General features: G+C 39.9%; 11 protein-coding genes, 1 tRNA gene and 11 pseudogenes. 4 read left to right on the forward strand and 19 right to left on the reverse strand.

Annotated elements, in window-relative coordinates:
* Window positions 1-18: 18 nt before the first annotated feature.
* The 16 genes and pseudogenes from NYZ99_RS14430 to NYZ99_RS14505 form a co-directional block, all read right to left on the reverse strand.
* On the reverse strand, window positions 19-474 hold the full coding sequence (locus NYZ99_RS14430) for a GbsR/MarR family transcriptional regulator (RefSeq protein ID WP_260571903.1): 456 nt from the start codon (window positions 472-474) through the stop codon (window positions 19-21).
* 192 nt (window positions 475-666) lie between these two features.
* Window positions 667-740 (reverse strand) — tRNA-Arg (locus tag NYZ99_RS14435).
* 14 nt (window positions 741-754) lie between these two features.
* Window positions 755-1,204: a GatB/YqeY domain-containing protein gene (locus NYZ99_RS14440; RefSeq protein WP_260575250.1), complete on the reverse strand. Its 450-nt coding sequence runs from the start codon at window positions 1,202-1,204 to the stop codon at window positions 755-757.
* A gap of 86 nt (window positions 1,205-1,290) precedes the next feature.
* Window positions 1,291-3,200 (reverse strand): annotated as a pseudogene (ftsZ, locus tag NYZ99_RS14445) (cell division protein FtsZ).
* A 41-nt stretch (window positions 3,201-3,241) separates the two neighbouring features.
* Window positions 3,242-4,567, reverse strand: a complete 1,326-nt coding sequence (ftsA, locus tag NYZ99_RS14450; RefSeq protein WP_260571906.1) for a cell division protein FtsA — start codon at window positions 4,565-4,567, stop codon at window positions 3,242-3,244.
* 4 nt (window positions 4,568-4,571) lie between these two features.
* Window positions 4,572-5,252 carry a cell division protein FtsQ/DivIB gene (locus tag NYZ99_RS14455; RefSeq protein WP_338039037.1) on the reverse strand — a complete coding sequence of 227 codons (681 nt, stop codon included), beginning with the start codon at window positions 5,250-5,252 and terminating at the stop codon, window positions 4,572-4,574.
* 28 nt (window positions 5,253-5,280) lie between these two features.
* Window positions 5,281-6,632: pseudogene (gene murC / locus NYZ99_RS14460) on the reverse strand (UDP-N-acetylmuramate--L-alanine ligase).
* Window positions 6,633-6,635: 3 nt separating this feature from the next.
* Window positions 6,636-7,725, reverse strand: a pseudogene (gene murG / locus NYZ99_RS14465) (undecaprenyldiphospho-muramoylpentapeptide beta-N-acetylglucosaminyltransferase).
* On the reverse strand, window positions 7,712-8,914 hold the full coding sequence (locus NYZ99_RS14470; RefSeq protein ID WP_260571911.1) for an FtsW/RodA/SpoVE family cell cycle protein: 1,203 nt from the start codon (window positions 8,912-8,914) through the stop codon (window positions 7,712-7,714). The pseudogene murG and the gene NYZ99_RS14470 overlap by 14 nt, the downstream one beginning before the upstream one ends.
* 3 nt (window positions 8,915-8,917) lie before the next feature.
* Window positions 8,918-10,251 (reverse strand): annotated as a pseudogene (gene murD / locus NYZ99_RS14475) (UDP-N-acetylmuramoyl-L-alanine--D-glutamate ligase).
* Window positions 10,252-11,472: pseudogene (gene mraY / locus NYZ99_RS14480) on the reverse strand (phospho-N-acetylmuramoyl-pentapeptide-transferase).
* A 27-nt stretch (window positions 11,473-11,499) separates the two neighbouring features.
* Window positions 11,500-12,962 (reverse strand): annotated as a pseudogene (locus NYZ99_RS14485) (UDP-N-acetylmuramoyl-L-alanyl-D-glutamate--2,6-diaminopimelate ligase).
* A pseudogene (locus tag NYZ99_RS14490) lies at window positions 12,959-14,967 on the reverse strand (penicillin-binding protein). Before NYZ99_RS14490 ends, NYZ99_RS14485 begins: the two co-directional pseudogenes overlap by 4 nt.
* 3 nt (window positions 14,968-14,970) lie before the next feature.
* Entirely contained in the window at window positions 14,971-15,303 is a 333-nt protein-coding gene (locus NYZ99_RS14495) for an FtsL-like putative cell division protein (RefSeq protein WP_138259336.1), read from the reverse strand.
* A 10-nt stretch (window positions 15,304-15,313) separates the two neighbouring features.
* On the reverse strand, window positions 15,314-16,228 hold the full coding sequence (rsmH, locus tag NYZ99_RS14500) for a 16S rRNA (cytosine(1402)-N(4))-methyltransferase RsmH (protein WP_260571915.1): 915 nt from the start codon (window positions 16,226-16,228) through the stop codon (window positions 15,314-15,316).
* Window positions 16,197-16,670 (reverse strand): division/cell wall cluster transcriptional repressor MraZ, encoded by a 474-nt coding sequence (locus NYZ99_RS14505; protein ID WP_260571917.1) that lies wholly within the window; start codon window positions 16,668-16,670, stop codon window positions 16,197-16,199. The genes rsmH and NYZ99_RS14505 overlap by 32 nt, the downstream gene beginning before the upstream one ends.
* Before the next feature lie 259 nt (window positions 16,671-16,929).
* Between NYZ99_RS14505 and NYZ99_RS14510 the strand changes: the two genes are divergently transcribed.
* On the forward strand, window positions 16,930-17,694 hold the full coding sequence (locus NYZ99_RS14510; RefSeq protein ID WP_260571920.1) for an alpha/beta fold hydrolase: 765 nt from the start codon (window positions 16,930-16,932) through the stop codon (window positions 17,692-17,694).
* 10 nt (window positions 17,695-17,704) lie between these two features.
* Window positions 17,705-18,320, forward strand: a pseudogene (gene yihA / locus NYZ99_RS14515) (ribosome biogenesis GTP-binding protein YihA/YsxC).
* Between the two features lie 28 nt (window positions 18,321-18,348).
* Here yihA and gldC read toward each other — a convergent pair.
* Both gldC and gldB read right to left on the reverse strand, forming a co-directional pair.
* A pseudogene (gldC, locus tag NYZ99_RS14520) lies at window positions 18,349-18,683 on the reverse strand (gliding motility protein GldC).
* Window positions 18,684-19,640 carry a gliding motility lipoprotein GldB gene (gene gldB / locus NYZ99_RS14525; RefSeq protein WP_260571923.1) on the reverse strand — a complete coding sequence of 319 codons (957 nt, stop codon included), beginning with the start codon at window positions 19,638-19,640 and terminating at the stop codon, window positions 18,684-18,686.
* 89 nt (window positions 19,641-19,729) lie between these two features.
* On the opposite strand from gldB, the gene nadE reads away from it, so the two are divergent.
* Together nadE and NYZ99_RS14535 are read left to right on the forward strand one after the other, a co-directional pair.
* Window positions 19,730-20,569 (forward strand): NAD(+) synthase, encoded by an 840-nt coding sequence (nadE, locus tag NYZ99_RS14530; protein ID WP_260571925.1) that lies wholly within the window; start codon window positions 19,730-19,732, stop codon window positions 20,567-20,569.
* Between the two features lie 117 nt (window positions 20,570-20,686).
* A pseudogene (locus NYZ99_RS14535) lies at window positions 20,687-21,318 on the forward strand (response regulator).
* A 66-nt stretch (window positions 21,319-21,384) separates the two neighbouring features.
* Here the strand turns inward: NYZ99_RS14535 and dnaG are convergent.
* Window positions 21,385-23,364 (reverse strand): annotated as a pseudogene (gene dnaG / locus NYZ99_RS14540) (DNA primase).
* Between the last annotated feature and the right edge of the window lie 33 nt (window positions 23,365-23,397).

A 23,397-nucleotide genomic window follows, 5' to 3' on the forward strand; every position in this document is an offset into this window, starting at 1 on the left:
TGGACAGCTTGTTTGTTACTAGTTTTGTTCTTTGAAATCCCTAATCCTTTGTAGGGTCTGTTCAATATTTAATTTCTCTTGTTCTAAAAAGGAATGGAAAATTTTTCCTATGTATCCCTTTTTACTATAATTTTCCGGATTGTGTTCTTGGTTGAATTCATTTACTTTTTTAGTAAGTTCCAAATCGGAATTTATAGTCTTGTACTGCTCTTTTAGCATGTTCTGCAAGAAGCTGCCGTAACTCCTAAAATATCTTTTTCGCTCACCGGGCTTTGTAAAAAATTCTACAAACTTTAATTGTAATAAAAGATTCAAATTAGTGGAGACGGAACTTTTGCTTGCTTGGGTAATTACCATAAGCTCATCAAAAGAAAAGCCCTCCATAGAGGACAAAACCATAATGGCATAGATACGTGCAGCAAGCGGTGGCAAATCGTGCCTCTTTTCAAAATAGAGACCCAATTCCTCTATCAACTGTTTTTTTTGTTCCGAACAAAGGCCCATAAGGTAAATCGTAGTACGAAAATACCTTAAAGTTCGTTTTGTTCCGAACCAACTATCCTAAAGTTGCGTTAATTTTTAAAATGACAGTCGAGCGGTTTGGATACTATATATGGTATACAAATAAAAATCCCAATTCATTATAATGAATTGGGATTTGCCTAGTGACCCCGGAGGGATTCAAACCCCCAACCCTCAGAGCCGAAATCTGATGCGCTATTCAGTTGCGCCACGGAGCCATTATCCTATTTTCCTAAGAACTTAATTTTTGTTTTACGATAGCGGAAATTGTCTTGCCATCTGCTTGGCCTGCCAATTCCTTTGAGACTATACCCATTACCTTTCCCATATCTTTCATACCGTAAGCTCCAGTTGCATCTATGGTCTGCACCACTACCTTTTCAACCTCTTCCTCGGTAAGCTGTTCCGGCAAAAATTGTTCAATGACCGCAACCTGGGCCAATTCCGGGTCGGCAAGATCCTGTCTCCCTTGTTCGATAAAAATAGCCGCACTGTCCTTACGCTGCTTTACCAGTTTCCGGATCAACTTTATCTCATCCTCCTCACTTATCTCTTTACCTGAACCACTGGTACTCTCCAACAAAAGTGCAGATTTGATAGCTCTCAAGGATTCCAAAGCCACGGTGTCCTTAGCTTTCATAGCTACCTTCATCTGTTCCATTACTTTTGCCTGTAAACTCATCATTTGTGGTTTTTGGAATGCAAAGATAAAAATAAACCCGAAAACAAGATTTGTTTTCGGGTTTAAAAAGTTGTTTTGACTCAATTCTAATCCACGTTATCGTGTAAAAATGAATTGTTGGACCTTAACTGAATTTCATCGTTGCTATCATCGCTTAGGCTCGTTCTTGAAATTTTTTTTCCCGTGGATTATCATTTAAATTGACCCCTTGTCTTTTATACGCTGGCTCCTTTTCAATTTCATCTATATTACTCAAGCTATTTTTAAACTTATAGTTGAAATCTTTCAACTTTCTCCTTCTTTCATCCGCCCTTTCCCTAAGCAATTCCTCAATTGGGGTTTCCATCGGGTCGATAGAGCTTTCTTGAGGTTTAGTTTCCGGAGTTGTAATGGTCTTCTTTTCAAAAACCAATTCGTCTTCAATAATTTTTGGCTCGAACTCTTCGGCCTTTGATTTAGCTCCGGTCAACCTATTTTCAAGTTCCATATAGTCGTCCAAACTATATCGGGTCTCTCCTTTTTTATTGTATTCCAAAACGGGAATAACCTCTACACTGTCCTTTACATCCAAATCCTTGATTTCATCATCAAAATTGAACACCACTACATTTTCATTTTCTTCTTCCTCCAAGGGCATATCAAAACTCATGGAAAATTGGTCCTCTTCTTCCCGTGCATGTCTTAAGATTTCAGGTTCAATTACTTCGATATCCCTGATTTTTGCCGAAGAATCTATTATCACAAAATCCTCTTCAGAAATAGAATCGGCTATAACTTCCTCATAGAATACATTGAAGTTTCTGATATAATTGGTCGTGGGGATCAAATCAAAATCCCCTGGATCCAAAAATTGATATCTTTCCACAGCTTGCTCTATTTCTTCCTCTTCCTCCTCTACTGCCAAAGTGTGCACGGTACGCTTGTTGGAAAGTAATTCTGCCTCAGCCTTTTGATTATCTTCTAGCGTATGAATAATTTTTTTTGCTTCGGTATTTACAATATCATCTTGTTGCTCCACGTTAAACCCCGTTGCAATGACAGTTACGGCAATGGCCTCTCCCAAGGATTCATCCTCACCTACACCCATGATAATATTGGCTCCGTATCCGGCTTCAATTTGAATATGGTCATTGATTTCCCCGATTTCGTCAATGGTAATCTCTTGAGCTCCCGATACTATCAGTAACAACACGTTTTTGGCACCAGTAATCTTATTGTCGTTCAATAACGGAGAATCCAAAGCTTTCATAATCGCCTCGTTTGCCCTGGAAGAGCCCGAAGCTATGGCTGAGCCCATAATGGCAGTTCCACTGTTGGAAAGAACGGTTTTAGCATCGCGCAAGTCGATATTTTGTGTGTAATGGTGCGTTATGACCTCGGCAATACCTCTAGCAGCAGTTGCCAATACTTCGTCAGCCTTTGAAAATCCAGCTTTAAAACCGAGGTTACCATAGACCTCCCTTAGTTTGTTATTATTGATAACAATCAAGGAATCCACATTCTTTCTCAATTTTTCAATACCCTGTTGGGCCTGATCACAACGCATTTTACCTTCGAATTGGAATGGCATAGTTACAATCCCAACCGTAAGAACATCCATTTCCTTGGCAAACTTGGCAATAACGGGAGCAGCACCAGTTCCTGTTCCCCCACCCATTCCTGCGGTAATGAAAATCATTTTGGTAGTTTTATCCAACATGCCTTTGATTTCCTCCATACTCTCCATCGCGGCCTGCTCTCCTACCTCCGGATTGGCACCAGCGCCCAATCCTTCCGTCAATGATACTCCCAACTGAATCTTTATAGGCACTGGACTATTGTCCAAGGCCTGTGCATCCGTATTACAGATAACAAAGTCAACACCGTTAATACCGGCTTGGAACATGTGGTTAATGGCGTTGCTACCACCGCCACCTACACCAATGACCTTTATAACGTTGCTTTGATTTTTTGGAAGATCAAAAGAGATACTATCAAATTCGTTGTGATTACTCATATTATTTTTATTACTGGTTATAATGTGTTTATTCAATTTTTTTATTCGGCGTTATCCAAGAAATCCTTTAATTTTTCAGACCATTTATCAAAAACCGATTTTCGTTCCTTTTTCATTGGGTTTACCACTGACTCCTCTTCAAAACCTGCCATAACCGGCTCCTCTTCTTGCCTTATTTTATTGACATGAACAGCTGTCTTTTTTTCCTGACTCTTTATAGCGTTCATCAGTAAACCTACCGCAGTGGCATACAATGGACTGGCCACTTCCTCATCGGAATCCCCTGCCAAATGCTCGTTAGGGTACCCGATTCTAGTATCCATCCCGGTAATATATTCCACCAACTGTTTTAGGTGCTTTAACTGGCTGCCACCACCCGTAAGGACGATACCTGCAATCAATTTTTTCTTTTGTTCATCGTGACCATAATTCTTGATCTCCACATACACTTGTTCAATTATCTCCACTACCCTGGCATGTATAATCTTTGAAAGATTTTTAAGGGTGATTTCCTTGGGCTCCCTACCCCTTAAACCCTGAATGGAAACAATTTCATTATCCTTGTTTTCGCCCGGCCATGCAGAGCCAAACCTTACTTTTAAACTTTCGGCTTGTTTCTCTATAATGGAACAACCCTCTTTAATATCTTCTGTTATGACTCCGCCACCAAAAGGTATCACAGCAGTATGTCTAATGATACCGTCCTTAAAAATGGCCAAATCCGTGGTTCCACCTCCTATGTCAATCAAAGCTACACCGGCCTCTTTCTCTTCATGACTTAGCACAGCATCGGCGGATGCCAAAGGCTCCAAGGTGATATTACCGAGATCCAATCCAGCACTTTTGATACACCTGCCAACATTCTTTATAGACGAAACCTGACCTACCACTACATGGAAATTGGCCTCCAATCTGCCACCGTACATTCCAATCGGTTCCTTAATTTCAGCCTGACCGTCCACCTTATATTCTTGGGGTAAAACGTGAATAATTTCCTCTCCAGGAAGCATTATTAGCTTGTAAACTTGATTGCACAAAGAATCCAAATCGTCCTCATTGATGACTTCCTCAGAATCCTTTCGAGTAATGTAGTCACTATGTTGAAGACTGCGTATATGTTGTCCGGCTATACCAACAACCACAGAACCTATCTTAAGTCCTGAATTGGTCTCCGCCTGCTCCACAGCCTGTTGTATAGATTTTATGGTCTGCGTGATATTGTTAACAACACCCCTATGAACCCCAAGACTCTTGGATTTACCAATCCCTAAAATCTCAATTTTACCATATTCATTCTTTTTACCAATGATGGCAACGATTTTAGTTGTCCCTATATCTAAACCGACCGAATAATTTCCTTGTTCCATGTTGTTAAATTTTAGTGCACACTACCTGGTTATTGAATTCCAAACTTACTATTGCAAAGTCCTCCAAGGTCTTATCCTTATTGGCCTTAGCGTAAAAGGCTTTAAAATTGCTGAACTTGGCTTCTAAATTTTCAATATCCCCCAAATTCACCACAAATTGGTTCAGCCTAAACTTTAATTGATAATCATCCTCAGCCTTTACATGAATACCAATGACGTTTTTTCTCAAAAAATCGTCCTTGTTTATAAACTCCAAAATCTTATACACATCTTCTAGGCTTTTCCCTGTTATGTTGCCTGTTATAATAGGAACCCTAGCCGAATAATTGGACGAAAACGGCATGCGCTTTCCTTCATCATCCGGATAGAATTTTGAATCCCCCTCAATGCGTCCGATTGGTTTACGTTGAACAATTTTAGACGTAAGCTCGCCATCTATAGTTAGATAGACTTGGGCACTTTTCACCATTTCATTGGCCTCAAGGGCCTTTTCTATAGTATTCAAAACTAATTTTTCTTTAGCCACATTTTCGAGGCGCCCATAATTTTGTATTAACAATTTATTAACCGCTCCCTCAGTGATATACAAATTTTGGTCGCCCACAAATTCTACCTTGGTCCTGACCACATTCTTGTTGCGACTTCTATTGTTAGAAAAAGCGTAAAGCCCCATTATTACTAACACTAGCGCAACTATTTTCAAAAAATTCCAATTAATGCGCATATTCTAATTCCTTTTTTATTCTCATAATTTCCAACCCAATATCTCCTGCACCCATCATTACAAGCACCTCCGGATCTTGAGCTTTAATTTCCGATACCAATTCATCTTTTTCCACAATTTTTTTTATAGAATTGGTCATTTTTCCCATTAGCCATGCCGAATCAATTCCTTCAATTGGCTCTTCTCTAGCTGGATAAATTTCTAATAGTAGAACACTTGAAAATTTTGAGAGACTTTTTGCAAAATCATCCCCAAAATCCTTAGTTCTACTATATAAATGTGGTTGAAAAACCACCAGTACCTTTTTATTGGGATGCATTTCGGCAATGGCTTCGTGCACTGCATCAATTTCCGTTGGATGATGTGCATAATCATCTATTAAAACAAATTCCTCGTTTTTAATTCTATAAGAAAACCTTCTTTGAACCCCCTTAAATGAAGCCAAAGCCTTGGCCAGGCGATACGGTGGGGAACCTGCTTGTATCGCCATGGCAAAAGCAACCAAACCGTTTAGTAAGTTGTGTCTTCCCGGTTTGTTGAACTTAACCCCGTAATAGGTTTCTTCCGGAGTTTCCAAATCAAAAATGTAGGCACCATGTTCTATCTTTATATTTTGGATACAATAATCCGAACCATCCTCAATTCCATAGGTTATTCCTTCTAGAGGCAGACCCTTTCGAACAAATAATTTACCCCCTGGTTTTATACGATCCACAAACTCCAAAAATGATTTCCTTAATTCCTCAGCATCACCATAAATGTCCAAATGGTCAGCATCCATAGAAGTTATGCAGGCTACATTTGGGGACAACCTTAAAAAAGACCGGTCAAATTCATCGGCCTCAACCACGGAATAGTCCGTACCCTCCAATAGGAAATTGCTATTAAAATCCTCTGAAATACCACCCGTAAATGCCGTCAATGGCGTACCAGTCTCCTTAAGTAAATGAGCCGAATGCTTGAAGTAGTCGTTTTGCCATGAGTACCGGCCACTGCAAAACAAAATGAATCTTTAGTAATAAGACCCAAAACTTCTGAACGTTTTTTTATCGTAAATCTGTTCTGTAGAAAATATTGATATTCAGAGTGGGTCGTTTTTACCGCGGGTGTATAGACTATCAATGTTTCGGTTGCATTTAAAAATGGTTTTGGAACCAATTCTAAATCATCCTTATAATGAATGGATATACCCTGATCTGATATATCCGTAGTCAAGGGGGTCTCCGTTTTGTCATAACCGGCTACTTCCTTACCAATGTATTTGAAATAGCGCGCCAAAGCGGACATACCTATACCTCCGATTCCAATAAAGAAAACCCTATGTATATCCTTTAGTTCCATTCGCTAATTCAACAATTTCTCTATTTCATCACAGATATCCCTTGTAGCGTTTGGCAGCGCCAAAGCCTTAATATTTTTAGATAGTTTTTCCTGAATTTCTTTGGATTCAAAAACCGACAAAAACTTCTTCATGAATGTTTCATCCAATTCACTTTCCTTGATCATGATAGCGGCATCTTCGGCCACCAAAGCTTGTGCGTTTTTTGTCTGATGGTCCTCCGCCACCACGGGCGATGGAATAAAAATGGTTGGCTTTCCTACCAAACATAACTCCGAAACCGCACCTGCCCCGGATCTCGGAAATGACTATGTCTGCAGCTGCATAGGCTTTGGCCATATTATTTAAGAAGGCATGAACCTTTATGGTATTGGAATCCAAATCCCTATATAATTCTAAATAACCCTTACCACATTGCCGGATTAATTGAAGGTCCAAGGATTTGAAAAACTCCAAATTATCCGCAATTAAAGCGTTAATCCTCTTGGACTCCAAACTTCCACCAAGTACCAAAAGAGTTTTCTTATCGGTATCCAAACCAAAGAACTGTAATGCCTCCTGTCTATCCCCTGTTATGTTAATTAAATCCGCTCTAACTGGGTTACCCGTTTTTACAATTTTATCAGCTGGAAAAAAACGCTCCATACCATCATAAGCCACACAAATCTTGGCCACCTTATCCTTCAGTAATTTGTTGGTTATTCCGGCAAATGAGTTTTGCTCCTGCAATACACAAGGTATATTTCTGCCGGAGGCGACCTTCAAAAGAGGGCCACTGGCAAAACCACCCGTGCCTACTACCGCATTGGGCTTAAACTTGCTAACTATGTTGCCTGCCTTAATCAAACTACTAATCAGTTTTAATGGAAACATTAAATTTTTTAGGGTTAGTTTCCTTTGTATCCCTGTAATCCACAATCCTTCTATTTTGTATCCCGCTTGGGGAACTTTCTCCATTTCCATCCTATCCTTGGCCCCTACAAAAAGGAATTCAGCATCAGGATATCTTCTCTTCAACTCGTCGGCAATTGAAATCGCCGGATAAATATGTCCACCTGTTCCACCCCCGGAAATAATAAACCTATAGTTGTCCACTCAGCACTTCTAAAGGGTTACTTTCATCTATATCCACAGCATTTTCCTTGGCCTGGACTGTATTCTTATTGCTAGCACTTAGTATGATGCCAATCGCCAAACAGGTCATCCAACTAGAAGTACCTCCACTACTGATCAATGGTAAATTTTGTCCTGTAACTGGAAACAGCTCCACCGCAACGGCCATATTGATCAATGCCTGAAAAACTATGGGCAATCCAACTCCCAGCACCAACAACTTGCTAAAAATGGTATTACAGCCATTTGCGACCACAACTATTCTGAACAACAAAAACAGATAAAAAAACATAAGAGCGAATCCGCCCAGTAGACCATATTCCTCTACGATGATGGCATAGATAAAGTCCGACGAACTTTGGGGAAGGAAATTCTTCTGTACACTTTTTCCAGCACCTTTACCCATAACTCCTCCCGTGGCTATTGCAATCTTGGCCTTTTCTATCTGATAGGTACCTTCAGTATCATCGGGGTTGCTAAAACTATCTATTCTGCTCATCCAGGTGTCCACCCTGTTAGGAAATAAATCGGGTGCCGCCTTGGCCACCAAAATGAACAAAGCCAAACAGGCGATTCCTGTTCCAACGATACCAAGTAAATATTTTATGGGATATCCTCCCAAAAAGCAGAGCATCAACACCATGGAAAAAATAATTCCCGCAGTTGAGAAGTTGGCTGGAAGAATCAAAACCACTACTAAAAAAACCGGTATCCACAAAGGAAGTATACTTTCCTTAAAGGTAACGTTGACTTCACGTACCTTGGATAAATACCTAGCCACATAAATCATCAAAACCACAGCCGCCAAATTGGAAGGTTGAAACCCGAAGCCAACGAGCGGTAATCGTATCCATCTACTGGCATTGGTTTCCCCAGTTGTTGTTCCCTGTGCTAAAACAAAAATCAGGAGAACGATAACGATGGGCATGGCAATTAAAGAAAGTCCCTTAAAAAAATGGGTCGGTATTTTATGTACCCCATAAATAATACCGAAACCTAAAAACAATAACAATGCATGCTTAACCAAATGACCCACCGTAGTGCCATTGCCCACCACGTAGACCAAATTACTACTGGCGCTATATACGGGTAAAAAGGAGAACAATGCCAAAAGTGCCGCTATGGCCCAAATGGCTTTATCCCCATTAATATTTTGCAATAGGTTTCGCACTCCTTACAAATTTTTTACGCAGTTCTTGAATTGATTACCGCGATCCTCATAATTTTCAAACAGATCAAAGCTTGCACATGCCGGTGACAACAATACCGTATCCCCTCTTTCTGCAATTTTGTAGGCGACCTTAACTGCCTCTTCCATGGCATAGGTTTCTACTAAAAGATCTACCACATTTCCAAAAGTGTCCTTGATTTTTTCATTATCGACACCCAAACAGACAATAGCCTTCACTTTTTCCCTAACCGGAGGCATCAACTCCTTATACTCATTCCCCTTATCAACCCCACCCACAATCCATACCATAGGCGTTTTTACACTATCAAGTGCATAGTACGTGGCATTTACATTGGTGGCCTTGGAGTCATTGATATACTGTACATGATGTATTTTCAATACTTTTTCCAACCGATGCGGAGCGCCTTGGAAATTGGATATACATTCCCTAATGGTTTCTTTTCGGATACCTACCAATTTTGCTACCATAGCAGCTGCCATGGTATTCTTCAAATTGTGCTGGCCCTCCAGTGCTAAGCTGTCTGTCATCATTTTTATAGTGTCTTCTTGGGTTGTTATTTTAATTTTATTTTCTTCTAAATAGGCCCCTTCCCCAAATGATTTTGCCAGGGAAAAAGGCAGTAATTTTGATTTGATTGGGTGTTCCTTTAACCATTTGTCAATTACTTCATCATCGGCATCATATATGAAATAATCATCCACCTTCTGGTTTTTTGTGATTAGGAATTTGGAGGCTATGTAGTTCTCGAATTTATACCCGTACCTATCCGGATAGTCCGGAGTAATATTCGTTAGTACGGAAATATGCGGTTTAAAATCCTGGATTCCATCCAACTGAAAACTGCTGATTTCCAAAACATAATACTCGAAGTCTTCCTCGGCGACCATTTTTGCAAAACTGTCCCCAATGTTACCGGCCATACCTACTTTCAATCCTCCATTCTTCAAAATGTGGTAGGTAAGCATTGTGGTGGTAGTCTTACCATTACTACCTGTAATGCCAATGATTGTCGCATCTGTATATCCGGAGGCAAATTCAATCTCCGATAGTACCGGAACTCCTTTACGAACCAACTCCTTTACTAAGGGGACGGTATCCGGAATACCGGGACTTTTCATGACCATATCGGCCTTCAGTATTTTATCTTCCGTATGCTTTGATTCCTCCCAATCAATCCCAAAATGTTCAAGAACGTTTTTATATTTTTTCTTTATTTTTCCTTTGTCAGAAACGAAAACTTCGAATCCTTCCTTTTTCCCCGAATGGCCGTACCCACGCCACTTTCACCTCCACCAAGCACCACCAAAAATGCCATCTATCTAACTTTTAATGTCACAATGGTAGCGACGGCCAACATAATACCAACAATCCAAAACCGGGTAACAATTTTACTTTCGTGATAGCCCTTCTTCTGATAATGGTGATGCAAGGGAGACATTAAAAAAATACGTCTGCCCTCTCCGAATTTTCTTTTGGTGTACTTGAAATAAGCCACCTGCAACATCACTGAAATAGACTCCGCGAAGAAAATTCCACAGAGTACGGGAATCAATAATTCCTTTCTAACAATAATAGCAATTACCGCAATGACACCCCCAATAGTCAAACTACCCGTATCTCCCATAAATACCTGTGCGGGAAATGTATTGTACCATAAAAATCCTACCAAAGCCCCAACAAAGGCGGTGATAAATATCAACAACTCCCCTACTCTTGGGATGTACATGATATCCAAATATTCCGAAAAAATGATATTACCGTAAACCAGGGCGAATACGCCGAGGGTAAATACTATAATGGCCGAAGTCCCTGCAGCAAGACCGTCAATACCGTCTGTTAAATTGGCACCGTTCGAAACAGCCGTCACAATTAAAATGATTATAGGAATAAAGATCATCCACGCATATTCCTTGGCCCCTTCTCCCATCCAACCAATAAAACTTCCGTAATCGAATTCATTGTTCTTAAAGAACGGAACAGTTGTCATCGTAGATTTTATCTCTTCTCCCCTTACCTCTTCAACAGTAAATTGCTCCGTTATTATAGTTTTATTATGATCGCGCATGGTAACCTCTCGGATGGAAATAAAGTACTGCACCTACCGAAGTCCCAAAACAACTTGACCCATCACTTTGAACCTTCCCTTTAAACCTTCTTTGTTCTTTTTGAAAACCTTGATATAATCATCGATAAAACCGATAACCCCCATCCATAACGTAGTGAAAATCAATAAAATGATGTAAATATTTTCCAATCTTGCTAAGAGTAGTACGGGTATTAGGGTAGCCAAAATGATGATAATACCTCCCATAGTTGGGGTTCCCGCTTTTTGCTTTTGTCCTTCCAAACCTAAATCGCGAATAGTTTCCCCTACCTGCTGCTTTTGAAGAAATAGGATTATTCTTTTACCATAGGCTGTGGCAATAATTAGGGAGAATAAGATGGCCATACCTGCACGAAAAGTACTGAATTGGAACAAACTGGCTCCTGGCAGTTGGTATTGCTTTTCCAAATATTCGAACAGATAGGTTAACATAAATTCTTTGTAATTCTCTTATTGCCCCTATTTATCGAGGGCCTGTAATACTTCCTTTACTATTCTAAAATCGTCGAAATCAATGCGATTACCATTGGTTTCCTGATAGGTCTCATGCCCCTTACCTGCAATTAAAATGATATCATTAGCATCCGCCAACTGGCAAGCAGTCTTAATAGCTTGCTCCCGATTCTCAATGGATAAAATTTTTTTGGTGTTTTGGGGCTCGACACCGCTTTCCATTTCAGAAATAATGGCACTAGGAGATTCTGTCCTTGGATTGTCCGAGGTAAAAATTGCCTTGTTGCTCATTTCCGAAGCGATATTGCCCATTACCGGACGCTTAGATCTGTCTCTGTCGCCACCACACCCCACAACGGTGATGACGTTTTCATTTCCAGTCCTCAACGTGTTGATTGTCTCAAGCACATTTTTTAAAGCATCCGGCGTATGGGCATAATCAACTATAGCCGTTATTTTATTTTTTGATATATGATACTGAAATCTACCGTCCACATTTTCCAATTCGCTCAACAAACGAAGGGTCTCTAACTTTTCAAGACCCAATAAGTCGGCTGCCGCATATATGGACAATATGTTATAGGCATTAAAATGACCGATTAATTTGGTCCACAATTCGTTATCATCAATTTTTAACAATTGCCCATCGAATTGATTTTCCAAAATTTGAGCCCTGTAATCGGCATAATTCTTCAATGCATAGGTGTACTTTTTTGCCTTTGTATTCTGCAGCATTACAAGACCGTTCTTGTCGTCGATATTCGTCAAGGCAAAAGCCTTTTTTGAAAGATTATCGAACAATATTTTTTTGGTATCACGGTACTCCGCAAAAGTTTTATGATAATCCAAATGGTCATGCGAAAGATTGGTAAATATGGCACCTTCAAACACAAGCCCTTCCGTTCTTTTTTGATGTATGCCATGGGAGCTAACTTCCATGAAACAATACTCCACCCCAGCATCATTCATCAATTTTAGATGTCGGTTTATGACCGAGCATCCGGCGTAGTATGGCTCGTTGAATACTCTTTATCATCGACCATGATTTTGATAGTGGACAACAATCCTACCTTGTAGCCTGCCTTCTTAAATAATTGATATAATAGACTTGAAACCGTTGTTTTACCATTGGTTCCAGTAACTCCAACCAATTTTAGATTTTTGGAAGGTGTATCATAATAATTGGATGCCATTATGGCCAGGGCTTGTTGGCCATTTTCAACCTCAACATACGTAACACCGTCCATCATCACCTTGGGCAATTCTTCACAAACAATTGATCTCGCGCCTAATTCGATTGCATTGGCAATATACTCATGTCCATCTGTGACTGTGCCACGGGTAGCAACAAAAGCATCCCCCTTCAGAACCTTCTCGGAGTCAAAACATACCGAAGCCACCTCACGGTTAGTAGTGCCACTGACTGCGGAAATATGTACCCCAAACAATATGTCCTTTAACAACTTCACGATAGTTCCAATACTATTTTTTTGACCTTCTTTAGGTCGGTTCCTTTGGATATTGATTGACTTTTCACCTTTCCATTTCCCTTTACCTCCACCTCTAATCCTAGATTTTCCAGTATGGAAATGGCATCCATACCACTCATACCCCTTACATTGGGAACTTCCTTGTACTGCTTTTGTATGTTGGCATAGTATCCCTGATATGCTTCTTCCAATCGGCTTTCCAATACCTCCTTTACATCCACTTCATCTATTAAGGGGGACGTTGCATATATCTTTTGGGCCACGGATTTGAAAACAGGGCCGAGACACGTCCGCACCATAGTACCCCACGCTTTTATCCGGCTCATGGATTACCACGATGCATGAATATTTTGGGTTATCCGCGGGAAAATACCCTGCAAAGGATGAAATATATTTAAGCTTGTCCGGATCTTTACTTACATAGTTTTTCCGGCATGTACCGGTTTTACCGGCCATGGAGAAATTTGGTGAAAACAGACCGTGGCCTGTGCCATGTTTCTTCTCTACCACATCTTTTAGGAGCTGCTGTACTTTTTTCGCCGTTTCTTTGGAACATATAGATGGGTTTAACACCTCTTTATCAAACTTTTTCACAGTTTTGTTCCATTCTTTTACCTCTTTGATCAACCGTGGCTTGATCAACTCCCCATCATTGGCAATGGCATTGTAAAAAGCCAATGTTTGCAAAGGAGTCATGGCCACCTCATAGCCATAGGCCATTTGAGCCAACGAAAGTCCGAGACCATCCCTTATCCCCTGGATATCTCAAAACAGGTTTACCTTCTCCCTTTACCGGTAGACCCAATTCTTTATGAATATCCATACTCATGAGTCGGTTCACATACTTTTCCGGGCTTTCTTTATAGTTATTATGGATAATTTTGGCAAAGGCAGTATTCGAAGACACTTCAAAGGCCTTGGCAACTGAAATTTCACCGTACCCACCATTTTTAGAATCCCTTACATAGTGATTGTAGATTTTCCACCTTCCCTTTTCTGTATCCACTACGGTACTCGTATCGATTACCTTGTCCTCTAAGGCAGCCACTAAATTCACTAACTTAAAGGTAGAACCCGGTTCGTGTGATTCTCCAATGGCATAATTCAGTCGCTCATAATATTTTCCTTCAGAAGTTCTTCCAAGATTGGAAATGGCCTTCACCTCTCCCGTTTTGGTCTCCATGACGATTACTGTTCCATGATCCGCTTTATAATGTTCCAACTGCTTTAATAGTGCATGGTGCGCAATATCCTGTATGTTTATATCGATTGTTGAATACACATCATAGCCATCCTTCGGCTCAACAATATTGTCATACCCAATGGGCTTCCATTGATTTTTGGCAATTTTTACCTTGGACCTCTTTCCCTCAATACCACTGAGATACTCACTAAAGGCACCTTCCATTCCTACTCTAGTACGGTATCCTTTGTCGTCGACTCGTTCGTAGCCCACACTTCTTTCCGCTATTTTTCCCAAGGGGTGCTCTCTTTTTGTGTTTTGATCTATTACGATACCTCCCTTGAAAGGACCTTTGTTGAACAGCGGAAAACTCTTTACCGCCATATAATCTGAATAATCCAGATTTCTTGCGATTAGAGCATACCTGTTTTGATTCTGTCTTGCCTTTCTTAGTATTTGCTGATAATGCGAAGATTCTTTGTTAAAAAGTTTAGCTAGGGCATCGGACAAAGGCTTTACATTCTCTTTAAAATCCTTTTCACTTACGGTAACTGCATCGAAATGTATATTGTATTTAGATACTGAGGTGGCCAGCAAACTTCCGTCATCCGAATAGAGATTTCCCCTATTAGGTGCAATGGTGAACATTTTTGTTGTCCTTGTTTCGGCCAGGGCCATATATTTCTCCCCGTCCACCACTTGGATGGAAACCAATTTAAATAATACGGCACCCGCAAAAACCACTAAGCATGCCGCTACGATATACAATCTGGACAATATGGATTTTTCAGTTACCGGCATTTATTAGTTTGAAGCTTTTAATGATTTGACCTTTATTTTTTTAGGGGGTGTTTCCGAGGGATATAGACCTTTTTCTTCTACCGTACTGGTTATTGTGGATTCCAATTTTAATTTTTGCAAATCAGACCTAGCATCCACGAACTCATTTTTCAACTCTTTTACACTTTCGTTCAGTGCAGCTATCTTATGTACTTTTTTGTCCGCACTATGGGAACTACTGATCATGATTGCAGCCAAAAAAGAGGTGAAAATGATGAACCTCCAGTTCTTAAGGGAATCACCATCCACTAAGAACTTTCCTTTCAAAATGTCCAATATGCCTTTTTTTACTTTCATCACACTGTATTTAAATGCGTTCCGCGATTCTTAGTTTGGCGCTTCTCGCCCTACTATTATTTAAAATCTCTTCTTTTCTTGGCACAATTAACGAGCCTACCTTTTTCAATGGAACATCTATGTTTCCATAAAAGTCTTTTTCAGGCTCCCCTTCAAATTGCCCCGCTCTTATAAACCTCTTGACCAATCGGTCTTCCAGTGAATGGTAGCTTATGACACTTAATCTCCCCCCAGTATTCAAAAGTCCCGGCACTTGCTCCAAAAACTCCTTAATGACTGCTATCTCCTGATTCACCTCAATACGAATCGCTTGATAGATTTGAGCCAAAATCTTATGCTTCTTGTGCTCCGGCAAAAATTTACTCAACGATTCTTTTAACTGCTCCGTGGTATCTATAGGCTTCTCTTCACGCTTGGCAACCAGGGTATTTGCCATGGCATTTGCATTTCTCAAGTCTCCATAATCAAAAAGCACCCTTCTTAATTCATCGTAGGAATACCTATTCACAACTTCATGTGCTGACAACGAATTGCGCTTACTCATTCTCATGTCCAGTGCTGCATCAAATCGGGTAGAAAACCCTCTCTCCGCCTCGTCGAACTGATGTGAAGAAACCCCAAAATCCGCCAAGATTCCATCCACCTTCCTTATGCCATAGAACTTTAAGAACTGGGTGATATACCTAAAATTCTCACCTATTAGTACAAATCTTTCATCCTCAAGACGATTTTCCTGTGCATCTTCGTCCTGATCAAAGGCGAACAACTTTCCGCTACCTCCTAATCTTTTCAATATTTCACTTGAATGGCCACCCCCACCAAAAGTCACATCGACATATATACCATCTTTCTTTATTGCCAATCCGTCTATTGACTCTTTTAGCAATACGGGATTATGATACATCCCCTCCAGGCTTTTCTGCATACTTTACTTCGTACGCCAATTGCTCTCTTTCCTCCGGAGACGATTCAACATCCCCATCGTAAGTTGCCTTATCCCAAATCTCTAGGTGCCTATCCATAGGAGAAAGCACCACCTCCTTTTTAATATCCACGAGGCCGATCACATCTTTGGGTATCAACAATCTTCCTGTAGCATCAATTTCAATCTGCCTTAACCCGGACGTGAACTTCCTTTTAAACTCACGATCCTTTCTGCTATCCCCAAGTCTTTCATTGAGCTTTTTAACCTCGGATTCCCACTCATGCTTGGGATATAGTTCCAAACACTCGTCATAGTAGGACTTCTTAATAAAAAAGCCATTACTCAACATTGGAGCCATTTGATTCCTGAGGGACACGGGTAACATTACCCTTCCCTTGGCATCTGCCTTACAGTTATAAACACCTGAAAAATAGATTTCCAAAATTGTTGGCCTTTCTTATACAACTCAAATATATAAATATTATTACCACATTTTACCACAAAAAACCACTTTGTTAATAAAATAGCGAATTTTTATCTCAATTTTGACACAAGTTGATTCCAAATCGCCACAAAAGGTATTTGGAATTAAAGAACAAAGACTTAACAAAAGAGAGAACCAATGGTTTTGGGAAGTTAGATTGATGGTATTCTATTCTATCTAAATACCTATATTTGCCCAAATATCAGAACCCTAGTAGATGGAGGACGAAATAATTAAAGACGGGAAATTCAGGTATATTGAAAAAGGAGAAGGTACTCCCATCATTATCCTGCATGGCCTCATGGGCGGCCTAAGTAATTTTCACGGTGTAACGGATCATTTCCCAAAAAAAGGATATAAGGTGCTGGTTCCCGAACTTCCTATCTATGACATGCCCATGCTGAAAACCAATGTTAAAAACTTTGCGAAATACCTCGAAAAGTTCATCGAATATAAAGGTCTTAAAGATGTTATCCTTTTAGGCAATTCCCTAGGAGGGCACATAGGACTCCTTCACACAAAGCTCTATCCGGATATGGTAAAAGCTCTTGTCATTACGGGAAGCTCAGGGCTTTATGAAAGTGCCATGGGTGACGGATACCCCAAAAGAGGTGACTATGAGTTTATCAAAAAGAAGGCACAGGATGTTTTCTACAACCCTGAGGTTGCTACAAAAGAAATCGTAGACGAAGTTTATGCAACCGTAAATGACCGTATGAAACTGGTAAAAACCTTAGCCATAGCCAAGAGTGCCATACGGCATAATATGAGTACGGATCTACCCTCGATGCAAACTCCAACTTGTATTATTTGGGGGGAAAACGACACAGTAACCCCTCCGGATGTTGCGGAACTCTTTCATGAGCTCTTACCTGATTCCAATTTATTTTGGATTAAGGAATGCGGACATGCTCCCATGATGGAACATCCAGAAGAGTTCAACACTATTTTGGAGAAGTGGCTGCAGGAGCGTAATTTCTAAAAGCAAATTCATGAAAATCAAGTCGGCAGACTTTGTAATGAGCAATTCGGATGTTGCCAAATGTCCAAATGAGCCAATACCCGAATATGCCTTCATTGGACGGTCGAACGTAGGCAAGTCTTCCTTAATAAATATGTTAACGGAACGAAAAAGCTTGGCGAAGACATCTCGGCCGACCTGGAAAAACACAACTCATCAACCATTTTAAAATTAATGACAACTGGTTTTTGGTGGATCTGCCCGGTTATGGATATGCCAAGGTTTCCAAAAAGGATAAAAAAACCTTTCAAAAGTACATCACCAACTATTTCTTGGAACGAGAACAACTAGTTTGCTCATTTATCCTAGTTGACATTCGACATAAACCACAGACCATTGATATGGAGTTTATGCAATGGATGGGAGAAAATGGTATTCCCTTTGCTATTGTTTTTACTAAAGCTGACAAATTAAAGCCAATGGCAATCCAAAGGCAGGTTACCGAATACCTACAGCATTTGCTGAGCGGAATATGGGAAGAGGCACCACAACATTTCATTACTTCCTCCAGTAAAAAGATGGGCAGGGACGAATTGTTGACCTATATAGAGACCATCAACTTGGGGTATTTTGAGGCAAGAACATAGTGCGGTTAACTCCAAAAAAAAGTATATACTACTTTTTAAGCTCTAATTTTTCTGCAAAATAATCACAGAAATCCTTCATTGTAGCCGTCATTTTTTCATCTTGGGTGGCCCTCATGAATGTATCCGATAAGGAGACCAGAGTTTGGTGAAAGAAAATTTTCATTTCATCAACTGGCATATCCTTAGTCCATAAATCAATTTTTAGGGATTCTTGATTCTTACTATCCCATACGGAGAGCAACATGGCCTTGGCTTCCTCGTTGTCTATTCCTCCGTCCTGTGCAGATATGAAAGTTTTTCGGGAACCCTATTTTCATCAAGACCCACTTTCAGGGTAATTTCGGACTCATGTAAATCTGCCATTTAGCTTCTTGGTTTATAATTCGATTTTTTGAAAATTTCTTCGGCGGGCATCGTCAATAATTGCTTCAAATCTACATCGTTATTATCCATAAATGCCCTGACAATCTGCCAACCTATATATCGTCCCAAACGACCTGGGGACTCGTTATCCAATTCAAGACCAAATTTTGAAAAGGGTGCCGGGTCTAAAAAACGTTGGTTCAGCCTGGTTTCAGTACTGTAGAGGTACTCATTCTCAACAAAATTTCTCCAAATAGGTTCCTCATTTGCCATAGCCCAATCCATTTCATCCTCGCTATACCCAATTTTGATTTCATCCTTGGCATAGGGCATTAATTTGTCCTTAAGATAAAGTTCCTTTCCAAAATAAATCATTCGTGCCAAGTATGAACGGTCTCTTGGTCTTGGCACCACCTTCTTCGCAAAAGCACTTGCCACATCACTCACGATAAATTTACGATCCAATATTTTGGCCACATAGCGTTGAAAACCGCCATAGTATTTATGTTGGGCACCTAAATAATTGTCCAACCCAATAAATAATAAGGTATCGGCTAGTATAATTCTATTGTCAAAGTCAACATCATTGGTAACCGTAATGATCTTAGGTGTCTTTTGTTCGGGAAAATAGAATTTTATGTGCCTGAATAAATCTACTAGACTTTCCTCCTCGTCCTCAAAACTATTAAAGGTATTACCAACTTGTTGAAACAGTTCAATTTGCAGGGAGTCCTTCATTTTGGCAATCCAAACACTATCCGGTGCCGGAAAAAGGTATGGATACATCTTTCTTAACCTTGGAAGTCCATCCTCGCCGGATTCGGCGAATAATCTATCAAATCTCTCTATTTTTAAATCCAGTGGAACTTTTGAAATCTCTTCTTTGATCTTATCGCTGTCATTACACCCAATAAAAATCAGTAAAATTGATAATACAATAAAAAAGGGTTTTTTCATACCAAGTATTTCCGGATACATTTTATTTTTAAATAAGTACAACTTATTTTTAAGCAAAGTTAATCGATCTAAATAAATTTTATAAGGGTATGCAAACGGAAAAAGTTATCGATCATATCGTAGAATGGCTCAGGGAATATGCATTGAATGCAAACCAAAAAGGTTTTGTAATAGGAGTTTCCGGAGGAATAGACTCAGCTGTCACTTCTACTCTATGCGCCAAAACCGGATTGGATCTTTTGTGTTTGGAAATGCCCATTCACCAAGCCTTGAATCAAGTGGACAGGGCTTCCAACCATATAGATTGGTTACAAAGTAATTTTCCAAACGTCGATAGGCAACCTGTAAACCTTACCCCGGTCTTTGACAGTCTTGTGGCCGCATTTCCAAAAGTAGAAAATGAGGAAGAAAGATTTATGTCCTTGGCCAATACCAGGGCCCGGCTACGAATGACCAGTCTTTATTATTTTGCGGCCTTACATAAGTATCTGGTAGCAGGAACAGGAAACAAGGTTGAAGACTTTGGTGTTGGTTTCTACACAAAATATGGGGATGGCGGTGTAGATTTGAGCCCTATCGCTGATCTATTGAAAACTGAGGTATATGAAATAGCCAAAAAATTAGGCATCAATGAAGAAATTATTAAAGCGGCACCTACTGATGGTCTCGCGGGAGATGACCGTACTGACGAAGATCAGATTGGGGCTTCCTATCCTGAGCTAGAATGGGCCATGCGAATGAAAGACGAGGGTAAAACTGTTGATGATTTCACGGGAAGGGACAAAGAAGTCTTTTCAATTTTCACAAGATATAACACAATGAACAGGCATAAGATGGAGCCTATCCCCGTTTGTATCATTCCGAGAATCCTTGAAATAACCACTCACCTAGTAATCAAGTTAATAAATCGAATAATAGAGGCTTTTTAAGGGGTTTAATTAAAAATAGTACATCTTTGTCTTCTAATTTAGATTATTTAGTCCTACATTGCATGTACTCTTTTTCTACAAAGACAATTGACTAAACTATCTTGAAAAAACAACATAATGATAAAAGTTTTAATTGCGGATAATCATCCTATAATCCGTATGGGTGTTAGGAATGTATTGGATTCCGCATCTCGGTTTTGAAATGGTGGACGACGTTGCCACCACCGAGGAGCTTTTCAAAAAACTACAAAATATAACCCCCGATGTTGTAATGCTTGAAATGGACATTCCGAGAAATGAACGGAATTGCCGCTTTAAGAAAAATCAAAAAAGAATATCCGAACGTTAAAGTACTCATGTACAGTGGGCAATCTGAGGATGTCTATGCTCTTAGTGCTATTAGGGCTGGAGCATTTGGATATCTATCCAAATCTTCCGATGTGGATTACATTATCTCGGCGGTTAAAAAAGTTAGCGAGGGAAGCATGTTTATCACCAACGAATTGGCACAAAGATTGGCCTTTGACGAAGGAACCAAGAAACCAAGAAGATTCTTCCGTAAACTCTCCACTAGGGAAATAGAAGTTTTAAAACTTCTTGCCAGTGGAAAAAGAAACAAGGAAGTTGCCCAAGGTTTAAATCTAAACGAAAAAACCGTAAGTACTTACAAGGCTCGCTTGATGAAAAAGCTTAATGTAGACAATATGGTAGACTTGTTACAGCAGGCCAAAGCGTTGGAACTGTACTAAGCTTATCTATTTTACCAAATAAAAAAGACCCGCTTTAATGCGGGTCTTTTTGTTTAGTTAACACTTTTAGGAAAGTACTCTGTTCAATTTTTGATTCAGTAATTTATTCAATTGCAAATAGTTCATGATCTCTTCCAAGATTTCCTTGTTGTCCTCTTCTCGGATTTTCAGTTTCATTTTGCAAGGCCTGCATCCTCTTTTTGATCAGAAAACACCTTAACGTCAAAATGGTCTCACTCACCAATTGGGCAATTCCTAAATCTTTTGCTTTTGGGTAAATATCCTTTCTTTCCCAATTATGCAGAGTATAACGCTCCTCTTCCATAAGAATTGAGGAAATTTCGTTGGCCATATCCTGCTCCAATTCGGTTATGAAATCACTTACCTTAAAATCCTCTCTTTCATTCAATGAAGCAATCAGTTTATAATAAATATCCCTAAAATTACTATTTGCCAATTCAATTTCATCTTCCTGCAAATCCAAATACACCTTTTCATATACTTTTATTTCCAAAGATTCCGGTTCTAAAACCAAGTCCCCACTCTCATTTTCCTTTAACACCAAATCCTCAAACTCCTCCTTTTGATTACCGTACAGCAAAAGGCTTTCAATGATTTTGCGTTCCAACTCGTATTGTACGTCTACCTTTTCACCAACGGATTCACTCCGGACTATATCAAAAGCCTTCTGCTCCTGCTTCTCTTTTTTTATGGCATCGGCTTGATCCTTTTTCCCGATTTGGGCCAAAGTGCTGAACAGCACACTTTCAGAAATGTTCATAATTTGTGCACATTCCTGTACATAAATTTCCTTTTTAATCCTATCGGGAATTTTGGAAATACTGTTTACAATATCTCGAACCGTATCCGCTCTTTTAATGGGATCATCGGAGGCTTCTTTCACCAATAGGGATGCTTTGAACCGAATAAAATCCTTGGAATTTTCCTTGAGATACTGTTCAACATCTTCCAATTCATTATTCTTGGCAAAGCTATCCGGGTCCTCCCCTTCAGGAAATGTGCAGATACGCACATTCATACCCTGCTCCAATATCAAGTCAACGCCTCGTAAAGACGCTCTCAAACCAGCAGCATCCCCATCGAAAAGAACGGTCACGTTCTTTGTCAATCGGTTTATCAATCTAATCTGTTCCGGGGTCAATGCGGTACCGCTGGATGATACCACGTTTTGTATTCCCCGTTGATAAAATTGAATCACATCAGTATATCCTTCTACCAAATAGCAATTATCCTCTTTGGCAATGGACTGTTTGGCATAATAAATACCGTACAAGACCTTGCTTTTGTGGTAAATCTCGCTTTCAGGAGAATTCAGATACTTGGCCGCTTTCTTGTCATTGGTCAGGATACGCCCACCAAAACCTAAAACCCTTCCACTTAATGAGTGGATAGGAAACATCACTCTACCCTTAAAACGATCGAATTTCTTGGGGTTATTTGGATTGTTTGGGTCTTCCTTTACTATGGTGAGTCCCGTTTTTTCCAAATAGTCCAACTTGTACCCTTGGTCAAGTGCCGTCATGGTGAAACCGTCCCACTGATCCAAACAGTAGCCAAGTCCAAATTTTTTGATAGTCTCGTCCGTAAATCCCCGCTCCTTAAAATAACTAAGCCCAATTGCCTTGCCCAACTCCGAATCCCACAAAATATCTTGAAAATAGGTACTGGCATACTCGGAGACCAAATACATGCTTTCACGTTCGTTGGCTTGCTCCTTTTGCTCGTTAGATTGCTCCGTCTCCTCTACCTCTATATTATATTTTATTGCCAAATATTTTATGGCTTCCGGATAGGTGAAATGTTCATGCTCCATTAAAAAGGCCACTACGTTCCCCCCTTACCACTACTAAAATCCTTCCATATCTGTTTTACGGGGGACACCATAAAACTTGGCGTGCGCTCATCGGTAAATGGGCTCAATCCCTTAAAATTTGAACCTGATTTTTTCAATTGCACAAAATCACCGATTACCTCCTCCAAACGGGCCGTTTCATATACTTGATCTATGGTGGTTTTGGAAATCATGATGATAGTTTCAACTAGGGATCGCTAGCTTTT

This window comes from Maribacter litopenaei (genome assembly GCF_025244665.1).
GTDB lineage: Bacteria > Bacteroidota > Bacteroidia > Flavobacteriales > Flavobacteriaceae > Maribacter > Maribacter litopenaei.